The 13,147-nt window shown below is 70.0% G+C and carries 15 protein-coding genes; 6 read left to right on the forward strand and 9 right to left on the reverse strand.

Annotated features, from left to right (window positions below; translation table 11 throughout):
• The first annotated feature begins 54 nt into the window (after nt 1-54).
• The 3 genes from C2142_RS16420 (at nt 55) to C2142_RS16430 (ending at nt 2,952) form a co-directional block, all read left to right on the forward strand.
• Nucleotides 55-1,101 carry an iron chelate uptake ABC transporter family permease subunit gene (locus C2142_RS16420; RefSeq protein ID WP_148643336.1) on the forward strand — a complete coding sequence of 349 codons (1,047 nt, stop codon included), beginning with the start codon at nt 55-57 and terminating at the stop codon, nt 1,099-1,101.
• Nucleotides 1,101-1,922: an ABC transporter ATP-binding protein gene (locus tag C2142_RS16425; RefSeq protein WP_148643337.1), complete on the forward strand. Its 822-nt coding sequence runs from the start codon at nt 1,101-1,103 to the stop codon at nt 1,920-1,922. Before C2142_RS16420 ends, C2142_RS16425 begins: the two co-directional genes overlap by 1 nt.
• Before the next feature lie 61 nt (nt 1,923-1,983).
• Nucleotides 1,984-2,952, forward strand: a complete 969-nt coding sequence (locus tag C2142_RS16430) for an iron-siderophore ABC transporter substrate-binding protein (RefSeq protein WP_148643338.1) — start codon at nt 1,984-1,986, stop codon at nt 2,950-2,952.
• Between the two features lie 122 nt (nt 2,953-3,074).
• On the opposite strand, the gene C2142_RS16435 is transcribed toward C2142_RS16430, so the two are convergent.
• Genes C2142_RS16435 through C2142_RS16445 form a run of 3 tightly spaced genes read right to left on the reverse strand, consistent with a single transcriptional unit; the run spans nt 3,075 to nt 5,757 of the window.
• On the reverse strand, nt 3,075-3,515 hold the full coding sequence (locus tag C2142_RS16435; RefSeq protein ID WP_241002616.1) for an NUDIX domain-containing protein: 441 nt from the start codon (nt 3,513-3,515) through the stop codon (nt 3,075-3,077).
• A complete protein-coding gene (locus C2142_RS16440; RefSeq protein ID WP_148643339.1) occupies nt 3,512-4,768 on the reverse strand; it encodes a DegT/DnrJ/EryC1/StrS family aminotransferase in 1,257 nt (418 codons plus the stop codon). Before C2142_RS16440 ends, C2142_RS16435 begins: the two co-directional genes overlap by 4 nt.
• Complete coding sequence (locus C2142_RS16445) at nt 4,765-5,757, reverse strand: Gfo/Idh/MocA family oxidoreductase (RefSeq protein ID WP_148643340.1); 993 nt, start codon at nt 5,755-5,757, stop codon at nt 4,765-4,767. The genes C2142_RS16440 and C2142_RS16445 overlap by 4 nt, the downstream gene beginning before the upstream one ends.
• A 154-nt stretch (nt 5,758-5,911) precedes the next feature.
• Between C2142_RS16445 and C2142_RS16450 the strand changes: the two genes are divergently transcribed.
• From C2142_RS16450 to C2142_RS16460, 3 genes are all read left to right on the forward strand, one after another.
• Nucleotides 5,912-7,225, forward strand: a complete 1,314-nt coding sequence (locus tag C2142_RS16450) for a helix-turn-helix transcriptional regulator (protein WP_148643341.1) — start codon at nt 5,912-5,914, stop codon at nt 7,223-7,225.
• Between the two features lie 248 nt (nt 7,226-7,473).
• Nucleotides 7,474-8,334 carry a helix-turn-helix transcriptional regulator gene (locus tag C2142_RS16455; RefSeq protein ID WP_148643342.1) on the forward strand — a complete coding sequence of 287 codons (861 nt, stop codon included), beginning with the start codon at nt 7,474-7,476 and terminating at the stop codon, nt 8,332-8,334.
• Between the two features lie 11 nt (nt 8,335-8,345).
• Nucleotides 8,346-8,549, forward strand: coding sequence for a DUF397 domain-containing protein (locus C2142_RS16460; RefSeq protein WP_148643343.1), 204 nt, complete (start codon nt 8,346-8,348; stop codon nt 8,547-8,549).
• A 223-nt stretch (nt 8,550-8,772) separates the two neighbouring features.
• On the opposite strand, the gene C2142_RS16465 is transcribed toward C2142_RS16460, so the two are convergent.
• The 6 genes from C2142_RS16465 to C2142_RS16490 form a co-directional block, all read right to left on the reverse strand.
• Nucleotides 8,773-9,657 carry a hypothetical protein gene (locus C2142_RS16465; protein WP_148643344.1) on the reverse strand — a complete coding sequence of 295 codons (885 nt, stop codon included), beginning with the start codon at nt 9,655-9,657 and terminating at the stop codon, nt 8,773-8,775.
• 110 nt (nt 9,658-9,767) lie between these two features.
• A complete protein-coding gene (locus C2142_RS16470) occupies nt 9,768-10,199 on the reverse strand; it encodes a hypothetical protein (RefSeq protein WP_241002617.1) in 432 nt (143 codons plus the stop codon).
• Nucleotides 10,200-10,294: 95 nt separating this feature from the next.
• Nucleotides 10,295-11,143, reverse strand: coding sequence for a helix-turn-helix transcriptional regulator (locus C2142_RS16475; protein ID WP_148643345.1), 849 nt, complete (start codon nt 11,141-11,143; stop codon nt 10,295-10,297).
• Entirely contained in the window at nt 11,140-11,508 is a 369-nt protein-coding gene (locus C2142_RS41980) for a DUF6879 family protein (protein WP_346766380.1), read from the reverse strand. Before C2142_RS41980 ends, C2142_RS16475 begins: the two co-directional genes overlap by 4 nt.
• 54 nt (nt 11,509-11,562) lie before the next feature.
• Nucleotides 11,563-11,883, reverse strand: a complete 321-nt coding sequence (locus C2142_RS16485) for a hypothetical protein (protein WP_194235783.1) — start codon at nt 11,881-11,883, stop codon at nt 11,563-11,565.
• 144 nt (nt 11,884-12,027) lie between these two features.
• Nucleotides 12,028-13,026 carry a zinc-dependent alcohol dehydrogenase family protein gene (locus tag C2142_RS16490; protein ID WP_148643347.1) on the reverse strand — a complete coding sequence of 333 codons (999 nt, stop codon included), beginning with the start codon at nt 13,024-13,026 and terminating at the stop codon, nt 12,028-12,030.
• Nucleotides 13,027-13,147: the final 121 nt, after the last annotated feature.

Below are 13,147 nucleotides of genomic sequence, written 5' to 3' on the forward strand. Positions count from 1 at the left end.
CGTCGAGAGGTGCGCGTTGAGCGAAGCGTCTGCCGAGCGCAGCGAGGTGGGCGCATGAGCGCCGTGGCTCTGCGCGGGTACACCGTGCTGCGCGCCGGGCGCGCGTCGTTCCTGCTGCACCGGCGTTCCGCCGTGGCGGCCTGCTGCCTGGCGCTGGTGCTCGCCGCCACCGTCGTCGCCTCGCTCTGCCTGGGCGAGTCCACGGTCTCCCCCGCCGAGGTGGTGAAGGTCCTGCTCGGGCGGCCCGGCCCGCACGAGCTGGTGGTCGGCGAGTTCCGGCTGCCCCGGGTGGTGGTCGGTCTGCTGGTCGGAACAGCGCTCGGCCTGGCCGGCGCGCTGATCCAGACCGTCGCCCGCAACCCGCTGGCCAGCCCCGACGTGGTCGGCGTCTCCTGGGGCGCCACCGCCACCGTGGTCGGCCTGATGGCGTACGGCGTGGTCGGCTCCGCCGGGCAGGTGCCGTACGCGGCGGTGGCCGGCGGCCTGGCGGCCGGCGTCCTGGTGTACCTGCTGGCCTGGCGGCGCGGACTGCACGCCCAGCGGTTCGTGCTGATCGGCATCGGCGTCTCGGTCGCGCTCTCCTCGCTCACCTTCGTCTTCCTCACCAAGGGGGACGGCTTCCAGGCGCAGGCGGCGAAGGTGTGGATGACCGGCAGCCTCAACGGCTCCGGCTACGACCAGGCCGGCGGGCTCGCCTGGGTGCTGCTGGCCGCCGCGCCGGTCGCGCTCTGGGCGGCGCGGGCACAGCGGTCGATCTCCTTCGACGACGCCACCGCCGTCGGCCTCGGCCTGCGGCTGGACCGGATCCGGCTCGGCATGGCGCTGCTCGGCATCGTGCTGGCCTCCTGCGCCGCGGGCGCGGCCGGTCCGGTGGACTTCGTCGCGCTGATGGCCCCGCAGATCGCGCTGCGGCTGGCCCGCTCGGCGCAGGTCCCGCTGCTCTGCTCGGCCCTGACCGGCGCGCTGGTCGTCGTCCTGGCCGACCTGCTGGCCCGGCGGCTGCTCGCGCCCACCGAGTTGCCGGTCGGCGTGGTGACCGGCCTGGTCGGCGCGCCGTACCTGATGTGGCTGCTGATCCGATCCCGCCGTGGAGGCTCCTGATGACCGTCCCCCCGGTGCCCGGCCACCATCTCGAAGCCCGCGGCCTGACCCTCGCCTACGAGGCGCGCACGGTCGTCGAGGGACTGGACCTCGTCGTCCCGGACGGCAGGGTGACGGTGATCGTCGGCCCGAACGCCTGCGGCAAGTCGACGCTGCTGCGCGCCCTCGGCCGGCTGCTGAAGCCGGTGCGCGGCGCGGTGCTGCTGGACGGCGCCGAGCTGGCCCGCGTCCCCACCAAGAGGATCGCCCAGCGGATCGGCCTGCTGCCGCAGTCCCCCACCGCGCCCGAGGGCATCTCGGTGGCGGACCTGGTCTCGCGCGGCCGCCAGCCGCACCAGAGCTGGTGGCAGCAGTGGTCGGCCGAGGACGAGCAGGCGGTGGCCGAGGCGCTGGAGCGCACCTCCACGGCCGAACTGGCCGAGCGCAGCGTCGACGAGCTGTCGGGCGGCCAGCGCCAGCGGGCCTGGATCGCGATGGCGCTCGCCCAGGGGACGGACATCCTGCTGCTGGACGAGCCGACCACCTTCCTGGACATCGCCCACCAGGTGGAGGTGCTGGACCTCGTCCGGCGGCTCAACGTCGAGCGCGGCAGGACGGTGGTCGCCGTCCTGCACGACCTCAACCAGGCGGCCCGGTACGCGGACCACCTGGTGGCCATGCGCGACGGACGGATCGTCGCCCAGGGCGCGCCGGGCGAGGTGGTGACGGCGGAGCTGGTGCGGGAGGTCTTCGGGCTGTCCTCGGTGGTCGTCCCGGACCCGGTGATCGGCACCCCGCTGGTCGTCCCGGGCGCGCCGTGGGCGGTGAAGGCGGACGCCTAGCGGGCAATTCGGACATAATCGACGCGCCCGCGCCCATGTGCCCATCCACCGAGGACCGCCGATGCCCCCGATCACCCGCCGCGCCCTGCTCGCGGGACTCGGCGCGGCCGCCCTCGGCGGCTGCGCCGTACGGCACGCCGCCCTGCCCGCCGACACCGCTGCGGGCACCGTGACCCCGAGCCCGGAAGCGGTGCCCGACGTCACCGTGAACACCGCGACGGGGCCGGTGGTCGTCCCGGGCGCGCCGATGCGGGTGGTCACCCTCGGCACGGCGGAGCTCGACTCGGCGCTCACCCTCGGCATCACCCCGGTCGGCGCGGCCCTGGCGCCGCTGGACTCCGGCTTCCCCGACTACTGGCCCCTGTCCCGGCTCAGCGGGATCACCCGGGTCGGCAGCATCGGCAGCCCGGACCTCGACGCCGTCCGCGCCCTGCGGCCGGACCTCGTCCTCTCCAACCAGAGCGGCGACGGCGGCCGGTACGACCAGCTCCGCGGGATCGCCCCCACGGTGCTCACGCAGACCACCGGCGCCCCCTGGAAGGCCAACTTCCAGGTGCACACCCAGGCGCTCAGCCGCCAGGAGGCGGCGGCGGCGTTCGTCGCGTCCTACCAGCGGCACGTCTCCCAGGTGGTCCAGGCGCTGTCCGGCGCCAGGGCCTCGGGCCGCAAGGTCGGCCTGGTGCGGTTCGTCGAGGGCGGCGGCATCCGGCTGTACGGCAGGCAGAACTTCCCCGGCACCGTCCTGGCCGACGTACAGCTCGGCCGGCCGGACGCGCAGAACGTCGACCAGTCCGACTTCGAGATCCCCGTCGACCAGCTCGCCAAGGCCGACGGCGACCTGCTGGTGTACGCCACCTACGGCAACCCGGCCGGCGCCGCCGCCGTCCTGGCCACCCCGGCCTGGCAGTCCCTCGGGGCGGTCCGCGCCCACCGGGCCTTCGAGGTGGACGACCAGCTCTGGTTCCAGGGCAACGGCTACACGGCCGCCAACTACGTCCTGGCGGAGTTGCAGCGGTTCCTGGGGGCGTGAGCAGCAGAGCTCAGGGGATCGTCACCCGGCTGAATGATCCGCGTCGCGGACAGCCCGAGGGGGCCCTGATCGGTGGATCGGGTCCCGAGGTTGCTCGGGACCCGATCCACCGACGGTTTCGACTACCGAGTGAGGAGCGCGCGCGTCTCGTCGCTGACAGCGGGGAGGGTTCGCCGGTCGGTCCAGGCGGATTCGTCATGCTCGGTGAGGACGATCGGCTTGGTCTGCTCGACGGTGACCGCGAAGGTGAACTGTCGGGTCTTCATGCCGTTGTCGGACTCGTAGTCGAAGGTGCCGAGGTAGCCGGTCACGCCGGTGATGGTGAGGCCGGTCTCCTCCGTGACCTCTCGACACAAGGCGTCTTCGAGCTGTTCACCGTGCTCGACGCCGCCGCCCGGCAGTTCCCAGAGCCCGCCGAGGAAGTCGTCGGCCCGCCGCTTGAGCAGAAGCACCTGCTCCTGCTCATCAGTGATCATTGCGCCGACGACAAATTGTGCGATGCCGTCCGCTCGGGCCTCGATCAGAAGGTCCTCGACAAGGGTGGAATCGGCGAAGAAAGTCACGTCAGCAGCTCCTCGTGGTGGTCGCTCACCTTGACGGCCGCGCGGACGTAACTCGCGGCCAACTCCAGGTCCTGCTCACGATGCCAGACAGGGAGCTTGATCATGTGAGTGTGGACGTGCTCGGCGACGGGGAAGTCGCCGGCCTTGTAGTGGCGTTGGGCGTCCGGATGGCCGGGAAACAGAAGGGACGGACCCTGGTACAACGGGAGCCGGTTCAGGGGACAGGTGGAGCCCGGCCGGTCGAACTCCGCCGCGCCCTCGGCCAGGAGTGCCTGGTGGAAGCGCTCGATGCCCAGACCCCCGAGTTCTTCCGGGTGGTAGACGAGCGTCAACCCGTACCAGGATGGCACCACCCCATCGGGCATCGGGATGACTTCGAGGCCGGGGATCCGCGCGAATTCGGCGGCGAGGTACGCGGCGATACCGGCCCGCCCGGCGAGGTAGGCGTCGAGATGTCCGAGCTGGTCGTGTGCGAGGGCCGCGGCCAGGGGGTGGATGCGAAGTTTGAGGCCGGCCCCGGTGACCGCGTACCGGGCGAGCGGATGGCGCTCGGGGATCTCCGACTTGGCCCGCTTGTTGTAGTGGGCGAAGGTCAGCAGCCTGTAGTACGTGTCGTCATCGTCGGTCAGGACGAAGCCGCCCTCGCCGCCGGACAGCGGTTTGGGGCCGTTGAGAGAGAATGCCCCGGCTCGGCCGAACGTGCCGATCTTCTTGCCGCTGTGGGAGGCTCCGTGGGCATGGGAGCCGTCCTCCAGCAGGGCCAAGCCGTGCGCGTCGGCAATGCCTTGCAGTGCGAGCATGGCGGCAGGCCTTCCCCACAGGTGGGTGACCATCAAGGCGCGGGTGCGGGGCGTGATCAGCTCCTCGACCCGGGTCGGGTCGATGTTGCCGTCCGGGCCGGTCTCGCAGAGCACCGGTGTTGCACGCAGATGGAACAGCGGAGAAGCAGTGGCGTGGAACGTCCAGGCGGGGACGATCACCTCGTCGCCGGGCTTGATACGAGCGGCGAAGTAGGCGGCGTGGAGAGCGGAGGTGCCGGAGCTGAGGGTGACCGCGTGCCGGGCACCGAAGTAGTCCTGTAGGGCATCCTCCAGCTCAGCGACGATGCCGGACCGGCCCGGGATCGAGACGGCTGTACGGAGCTGACCGAGGATCTTGCCCTCAGTGGCGCCGTCGATCGGCGGCCACACGAAGTGCGGGAGGCCGGCGCTCACCACGGGTTCGCCACCGAGCAGGGCGAGGGTATTGGTCACAGCATCTCCTTGGGGTCGATGTAGCGCCTGGCCTTCTTGGACTCGTAACAGGAGGCGACGAAGGCGGCGTGCGCGAGGTGCTGGTCGGGGCCGGACGTGTTGGGGCGCTCGCCGTCGAGGACTCGGCAGAAGTAGTCGATCTGGGCGGTGGCTGCACTGGAGGGCGCCTGTGGGCGGGTCAGTTCCTCAACCACGCTTCCGTGAAGATCGAGCCGCTGAACGTGCCCCTTGGTCAGCAGGACGGAGCCCCGGGTGCCGACCACGTGCAGCTTCTCCGTCTTCGGAGCCGCCCACCTCGACAGCAGGACCGAGCCGTACAGGTCACCGTCGTAGCCGAGTTGGATGACGGCGGTGTCCTCGGCGTCGTAGCCGGCCTCGGGCAAGGCTGCGGCGGAGAAGTCGGCGATGACCCGGCTTGGCATGCCGAAATACCACAACAGCAGGTCGATGAGGTGGTAACCCATGTCGATGATGCAGCCACCTCCTGCCTGTTTCACGTCCCCGCGCCACCCAGCCCCGGGGTCTTCGGTGTGGAAGGTGTACTGGCCGTCGATCAGAAACGGGGTGCCGATCTGGTCGAGGAGCTGCAACACGCTGGTGTAGATCGGGTTGAACCGCCTCTGGAGAGCGACCATCAGCTCGACCTGCCCGGCCTCGCAGATCGCGGCGAGCTCGCGAGCCTCGCTCAGCGAGGTGGCGAACGGCTTCTCCTTGAGGACGTGAACGCCTCGGGTGGAGCACTCCTCGATCACGCCCCGGCCTGCGTGGTGCGGGACGGCGACGATCACGAAGTCCGGCCTCACCGCGTCCAGCAGGTCGGCAGCCCGGGTGAAGGACGGCACCTGGAGCAACTCCTGCCACTCGTGCAGAAGCTCCGGGTTGCTGTCGCAGACCGCGACCAGCTCGGCCCTGCCCGAGCCGAGTAGGCCGGGCAGGTGGTCCTCCCGCGCCTGGTGGCCGAGGCCGATGACCGCAGCGCGTCGCTTCATGAGCAGACTCCTTCCGCTTCGCCAGAAAACTTGTCGATGCGTGTCGAGTACAGCCCAACAGACAGTCACTGAACAGTCGTTGTCTGTAGTCCCGGGGTTGTCCCGCGCTCGCTGGCAGTAGGCTCGCGGTCACTGTCGATGATGGGATTGGCCCGTGGACGACCTGATCCGGCACCCCCTCGCCTTCGCGCGCGAACTGCGCGGCTGGTCACAGGGCGACCTCGTCGCCCGACTCGACCGGACCGCCCGCCGCCACGGACTTCGCTCCGGCGCTGACAAGACCGCCGTCAGCCGGTGGGAGAACTGGCGCAAGACTCCGAGCCTCGACACCCAGCTCCTGCTCGCCGAAGCCTTCGACGTTCCGGTCTCCGACACGGAGGCGTACGGCTGGCCCTACTGGTTGCCCGGACGCGACGAACCGCTGCCGCTGGGGGCCGGCTACAACGTTCAAGCACTCCGAGATGCCCAGAGAGCCACCATGGACCGCCGCAGCTTCATGACTTACAGCGCCATCTCACTGGCCGGCCTTGCCGCCCAGTGGGCCGCGATCGAGCCCAATCGGCTCGCCTCAGCCCTCGACGGCCAGCAGGTGGACACCGAACTCGTGGACTGGCTGGAGGACACCAGTGGGAGGCTGGCTGCCCTGCCCACCGAACAACGCCAGCACACCATCCGGCTGATGGATGCCCACCTCGCCACAGTCACGGACCTGATCGAGGACGGGCGATACAGCGAGAGTGCCGGCCAGAGGCTCCACCTGCTGGCTGCCTCCCTCGCCGCCACCTGTGGCTGGCACCGGTTCGACCAAGGCCAGCACTGGGCAGCCGGAAAGCTGTGGGGCGCGGCCCTCCAGTCGGCGCACGCCGCCGGTGACCGCGACCTCGGCGCCGGAGTGCTGTCCGACTTCGCCTATCAGTCGAATTGGATGGGCAGACCCAAGGTCTCAGTGGACCAGCTCGGATACGCGCTGTCCGGCACCGGGCATCCAACCGCCCGGTCCTTGCTGTTCCTGCGCCGGGCCAGGGCCCACGCAGCCCTGGGCGACCGCTCCGCCTGCCACCGCGACCTGTCGGATGCCGAGGCCGCCCTCGCTGTGGAGGCTGCCGACCCGGCCCCGGGCTGGTGCTCGTGGATGGGCCCGGCCGACCTCGCCGTGGACTCCGGCCAGTGCCTTCTTGATCTCGGCCGCACCGGCGAGGCCCACACGCTGATGGCCGAAGGCCTCGCACTGCTGCCCCGAGCCAGAGACAAGACGCGCGGGATCTTCCTGACCTACCAGGCCAAGGGGTACCTCCAGTCGAACGAAATCGAGCAGGCGCTCGCCGTCACCACCGAATCGCTCGACCTTGCCGTGCGCATCGGCGCCCCACGGTGCGTCGCCCTCATCCGCGAGCTTGCTCCAGCTTTCAAGCCCTACCGCAACGTGGACGGCGTCCCGGAGCTCCTGGAGCGTCTGAAGGCCAGCTGAGCCGGGGTCGCATGACCGCCGTTGGCTCCGAACTCGGACGGTGAGGCGCTGCGCGACGGTGGCTGAGAGCGGTGGTTCGCGCGGCGAGGCCCACGCCCGGGGTGGGCGGGGGCCTTCGCGTGGACTGCTCAGCCGGGTATGCGGTGCCGGCCGCGAGTGGGGGTGGTGCGGTGCCGGCCGGGGGTGGGGGTGGTGGGTGGTGGGGGGAGTTCGGGGCGGGAGACTGCTTCGATACGGAAGGACGATCCTTGGCACTCAGGACCCAAGTCAGCGAGCGGCAGCGCCGGTTCGGCGCAGAACTGAGGCGGCTCCGCGAAGCGGCTGACATGGCCGTCAAGGACGCCGGCGCACTCGTTGGGATGGGTGGGCCGCAGCTGAGCCACATCGAAGCCGGCCGCACCGGGTTGGATCCGGTGCGGCTGGCTACCTTGCTGGCGTCCTACGGTCACACGGATGAGACCTATGCAGCTGCACTCCGGGAGATGGGACTCAGTGACGGCAAGGGCTGGTGGACCAAGTACAAGGGATTCGTCCACCCCTCAGCGCTGGATCTCGCAGAGTCCGAATCGACCGCGAGGTCCCTCGACAGTTACGAGACCCTCCTGATCCCCGGTCTTCTTCAAGTCCCTCGCTATAGCGAGATCATTCTTGACAACGATGTGAAGAAGGTCGAGTTCCGCCGCCATCGCCAACGAGCCATAAGCGGCACCGCAGCACTACCGTTCCACGCCGTGATCCACGAAGCAGCTCTGCATTCGCTCTTCGGCGGCCCCGCTGTGATGAGAGAACAACTGGACTACCTGGTAGCGGTCAGCGAACTCCCTCACGTCACGATTCAGGTCCTGCCGTTCCGCTGCACCGAGTACGTATCCACCGATACTTCCTTCATGATTGTGCGCGGCCCGCACAGTGATCTCGACACGGTACTGATGGAGCACCCGGGCGGCTCCGCGTATCTGGGAGAGCCGGAGGCCGTTGATGCGTACCGTGCGAAGTTCGAGCGCCTCAAGTCCCTCGCACTCCCGGCGCTGGACAACTCCCGTGCCCTGCAATCACGCGTCGAACACGACTCGTGGGGATTGATTCAGCACATCCGCTACACGCTCTAAGGGAGACGATCATGGCTCAGCTCAACTGGCAGAAATCAAGCTTCAGTGGCGACCAGGCCAACTGCGTCGAGGTCCGCAACCTCGACGGGCAGGTCGAACTCCGCGAGTCCGACTGCGGCGACATCATCGTCCGCACCACCCCCACCAAGTTCGCCAGGCTCCTCCAGGGCGTCAAGGCCGGCGAGTTCGACCACCACGCCGCCCCGCTCCACTGAGATCAACGCCGGAGTGGGAAGTCAGCCGATCCGACTTCCCACTCCTCAGACACTCGCCCCATGACACCAGTGCACCCACCCACGTCCCGATCGTTGGACGCGGTCAGGCAACGCAGCCTCCGGAAGGCGGCGAGTTCGGCTCCCGCGCCACCCCGTCCCCCTGAAATCCTGCGGCCCCTTGCTCAAGCCTTGAGCAAGGGGCCGCCTTGGAACTCTCAGCCATCTACAGGGAGTCCAGGCACTCGGCGAGCTGGGTGGCCGTCGGCCGGTTGCGCGGCTGGGGGTCGAGCGCCGGGGTGAGTGCGTCCAACAGTTCGGGCCACGCCGCCCCTCGCCTATCAAGGGGCACCGCACCCGCGCCGATTGCGGCCCGCAGTTCTGCCTGAGTCGCGGCTTGCGGACCCACCCCAGCCGCCGAGTAGTCGAGCGGCCAACGTCCTGTGGCCGCCGTCCACAACGATGCCGCGAGTGCGTACACATCGCTCGCGTACGTCGGCACCGCAGGACGACCGAGGGCGAGCATTGCAGCGAGCTCGGGAGCCTCCGGGTGAGCCATACCGCCTGCGAACTCACCGTTCAATTCCGTCTCCGGCAGCGGGCGCGGCCCCTGCGCGTTCGCGAAGTCGATCAGCTGGGCCCCATCGGCCGTGTGGATGCAGTGCGCTGCCTGGAGGTCGGCGTGCACCCATCCCAGGTGGTGCAGATCGGCAACCGCCCGGCAGAACTGCGCACCGCCGTCGAGCATCCCGCGCCGCGCCTCGGCTCCCGCCACGCTGTCTCTGCGTGCGGCGCCGAACAGCTCCCATGTTGACGGGCCCCCGAACCACGGCGTGACGGTGAAGCCGTCACCGTCGATCAGCCGTGTCCGGGCAGAGCGGGACTGGCGGGCGATGGCACGCAGAACGGCGAGTTCACGGCGAGAGGCGAGCGCCTGACGTTCATCGCCGGAAGTGGCGATCTTGACGGCGAGCGATTGCCCCACCCACGCATCAGGACCACCCGCAGCCGTCACCCGCCAGACCTGGACGCCCCGCCGGTCTGTGATCCGCTCGGCCCCGGTGAGGGGACCGGTGTACTTCTCCACCAGTTCCCGGATCCCGTCGATCAACTCAGCTCCTCCTGGGAAAGGCCGGCAGCCCACGCTCGAAGTTGCGGCGCGGGGCTGGTGAAGGCGCAGAGCCCCCGCCTGGGGCGAGGGCTCCGTGTGCGCGGCGCTGGTCACCTTGCCGGCTCGGCGCAGACGTCGTCCCCACCACCGGCCGGGCTGCAGTTCCACGACGCCCACACCTGCCCGGTCTCGCGGTACCGGTTGTGGGCGGCGCTGTCGACGGTGCCGTCCCCATTGGTGAACCACACCTCCGGCAGCGGCCCGAACGCCTCCTCGTATGCGGCGACCCAGGTGATGTGCCCGGTACCGGCACCCCGCACGTGGGTGAGACGACGCCCGGCGTGGACAGTGGTGAACTCCGCGTGCGCGTCGATGTCCTCCGCGAGGCGGTGCCAGGCGGCATCGATCGCGCCCGAGAACATCTCCGGCGCACTGTCGCCGGCAGCCAGTTGGCGGCCGGCGATCGTGAAGAACCGCCGAGCTCGACCAGCTCGGTAGTGGTGGTGGTCATGTGCTCCTCCAGGGGCCGGTGGCTGGAACACGACGCTCCTGGCTACGCTGTGTCTCCAGGAGAGTGTTCTGAGCTACCACGGTGGCGTGGCCCTGTTGGATCGGCCATCAAATTTCTGATGATTTCTCAGATCCATGTCTGTACCACGGCAAGGAGAAGCCTGCGGGCGTCCGCGTCGTACAGGGCGCTCGGTGCGAGCAGGTCGAAGACCTTGCGGTACTGCACGACTTCCTCGGGCAGGCTGAGCCGCAGTTCCGCGCTGACGACCTCCACGATCACCTGCTGGTCGTCGAAGATCCAGAAACCGTGCGCAGGGGAGACCGGCAGACGCGCACCGAAGGGCACGACGCCCAGCCGGACGGCCGGCAGGGCCGTGGCCGACACCAGGCGTTCGATCTGGGCGCGCATCACCGACGCCGGCGCGAGGCCGTATCTCAGTGCGGCCTCGGTCAGCAGGATGTGCCAGCGCTTGCGGCCCGGCGAGTACAGCACCTCCTGTCTCGCCAGGCGGGCGGCGACCGCGGCCTCCGTGTCGGGCGGGCTGTCATTCAGTCGGGCGTGCTCGCGAAACCGGGCGGCGGCGTAGTCGGCCGTCTGCAACAGGCCGGGAACCCAACACGGCTCGAACACGCGGATGGTGTCCGCCGCCGCCTCGGTCTCGGCCCACGATCGCTGCACGACCGCATGGCCCTCCCGCAGTTGGCGTCGCCATTCCGCGTACCGGCTGTCGAGATCCCTCAGCAGTACCAGCAGCTCGCCTGCGGCGCCGGGGCAGCCGCAGGCGGCGGTCCATGCGCGGATGTCATCGGCGGTCGGCGCCTGGCGGCCGAGCTGGATCTTGGACACCTTGCTCGGCGGCCAGCCCAGCCGCTGCGCCAGCGTGCGGCCGTCGATCTCGGCGGCCGCACGGATCGCACGGAGGCGTTCACCCAGCTCTTCGCGGGCCTCGTGGACGCCCTGTCGTGCAGTGCTCAACGCGGAGGATGCTCCTTGACGAACGATCGGTACGGCTGCGCGTGGTGGAACGCCGCATCCAACCAGCGGGCGTGTTCAACCACCACGACCGGATCGGTGACGATCTCGGCCCCGAGCAGTTCGCCCGCGTCGGTGAAGTGCAGGACGGCGAGGGTGTGCGAGTCGAACAACCAGAAGTCCCGGTCGGCAGGCACAGGCTGTTGGCGGTCACGCGATCCAGGTAGCGGATGTCCTCGCCGGCCGCGGTGTTGCTCTCGGCGAGGTGGAGCTCGTACCGCAAGTAATCGGTCAGCTCGGGCGGCACGACCCGCACCCGGGCCACGGTCTTGCCCACAGCGGTCTGCGCGCGCATGGTGTCGAGCCACGGGGCGAACCAGCCGAGGTCGACGTCCCCACCGCTCAGGAACTGGTCGAAGGACTCACGCTCGTTCTCGATGTCGTAGATGGGTGCGGGTCTCCAACCGCCGCGCAGTGTGCGCGAAGCCGGTGAACAGCGCGTCGAACGCCTCGCCGGCGACCAGCTCGGACGCGCGGGGCCTGGCCCTCGGCGCGAACCGCTCCAGCAGCTCCCGGGGTACTTCGAGAACGTCCTCGTTGTCGGCCAGATCGCGTACGTCGGCGTACGCCTGGTCATCGGGATCGATCTTCCAACCTTGGACGACAACCGTGTCCCGGTCGGTCTCGTAGACGGCCGGGCATCCGCCTCCACCACTGTTGCTTCCGACGAACCGCAGCCTCATGGCAGCCTCCTCCGGATCGTGATTTCTCCAAGTTTCTCCCTCTGCCCTGCGGCGCCGAAACGCCCTATTCAGCCAATCCGGCGACCTGCACGACGGCCCCCTCGCGCGAACCGCGCGAGGGGGCCGTCGTCCTTCCGCCAAGCGTCAGTGGCCGACGGTCACCACGATCTTGCCCAGCTGGTTGCCCGCCTCCATGTACCGGTGTGCCTCCGCGACCTCGGCCAGATCGAAGACCCTGTCCACCACCGGCGTGAACGCCCCGCTGCGCAGCCCCGAGGCGACGAACGCCTCCGCCCGGCGCAGGCGTTCACCATCCCTGGTGATCTCGTGCAGCGTGTACGTGCGCATGTTCAGCGCCGGCATGCCGAGTTCGAACCCCGGGTAGGGCGTCGGCTCGCCGCTGAGCGCGCCGTACAGGAACAGGGTGCCGCCGGAGGCGACCGCCCTGGCCAGGTCGAGCACGCCGCGGCCGGCCACGGCGTCGAAGACGAACTCGGCACCCCGCCCGCCGGTCAGTTCGCGCACGCGGTCGACGACGGACTCCTCCTCGGTGACGATCACCGCGGCGGCGCCCGCCTTGAGCAGGGCCTCCCGTTTGGCCTGCGTCCGGGTGGTGGCGATGGGCACCGCCCCCACCCGGTGGGCGAGTTGGATCGCGGCCAGGCCGACGCTGCTGGAGGCGGCGGTGATCACCACGGTGTCCCCGGCACGCATGCCGCCCACGTCGACCAGTGCGCCGTAGGCGGTCAGGTACGGCATCCAGACCGCCGCGCCCGTCACCGCGTCGAGCCCCTCGGGACGGTGGACCACCGCCGCCGCCGGAACGACCGCGCGCTCGGCGTAGACGCCGTAGTCGTTCATCGAGAACGCGGGCACCACGCTGACCGCCTGGCCGGGCTCGAAGCCGGCCGCGTCCGGGCCGACCGCCTCGACCACACCCGCGGCCTCGGAGCCGAGCCGGGCGGGGAACTCCCGGACCGGCTCGATGTAGACGCCGCTGCGGAACATCACCTCGGCCCGATTGAGCCCGATCGCGTCCACCCGGATCAGCAGCTCGCCGGGGCCGGGCGCGCCGGCCTCCGCGTCCTCCAGCCGCAGCACCTCCGGCCCGCCGTGTTCGTGGAACCGCACCGTCCTGGCCATCGCGCCCGCCCCTTCCGATCGCTGACGGCGGCCCGGGAACCGTCGACCGCCGCAGATCACTGAACCTGAAAGTACGTCAGCTGTCAAACTTCGATGGCTGTCGTACTTCGATGCAGGCCGT

The sequence above is a fragment of the Streptomyces sp. CB01881 genome (genome assembly GCF_002953255.1).
GTDB lineage: Bacteria > Actinomycetota > Actinomycetes > Streptomycetales > Streptomycetaceae > Kitasatospora.

What these genes read in the sequence shown, in the direction of transcription:
- C2142_RS16420 (WP_148643336.1), top strand. Translation starts at nt 55, where the DNA reads ATGAGCGCCGTGGCTCTGCGCGGGTACACCGTGCTGCGCGCCGGGCGC.
- C2142_RS16425 (WP_148643337.1), top strand. Translation starts at nt 1,101, where the DNA reads ATGACCGTCCCCCCGGTGCCCGGCCACCATCTCGAAGCCCGCGGCCTG.
- C2142_RS16430 (WP_148643338.1), top strand. Translation starts at nt 1,984, where the DNA reads ATGCCCCCGATCACCCGCCGCGCCCTGCTCGCGGGACTCGGCGCGGCC.
- C2142_RS16445 (WP_148643340.1), bottom strand. Translation starts at nt 5,757, where the DNA reads ATGAAGCGACGCGCTGCGGTCATCGGCCTCGGCCACCAGGCGCGGGAG.
- C2142_RS16460 (WP_148643343.1), top strand. Translation starts at nt 8,346, where the DNA reads ATGGCTCAGCTCAACTGGCAGAAATCAAGCTTCAGTGGCGACCAGGCC.
- C2142_RS16485 (WP_194235783.1), bottom strand. Translation starts at nt 11,883, where the DNA reads ATGAGGCTGCGGTTCGTCGGAAGCAACAGTGGTGGAGGCGGATGCCCG.
- C2142_RS16490 (WP_148643347.1), bottom strand. Translation starts at nt 13,026, where the DNA reads ATGGCCAGGACGGTGCGGTTCCACGAACACGGCGGGCCGGAGGTGCTG.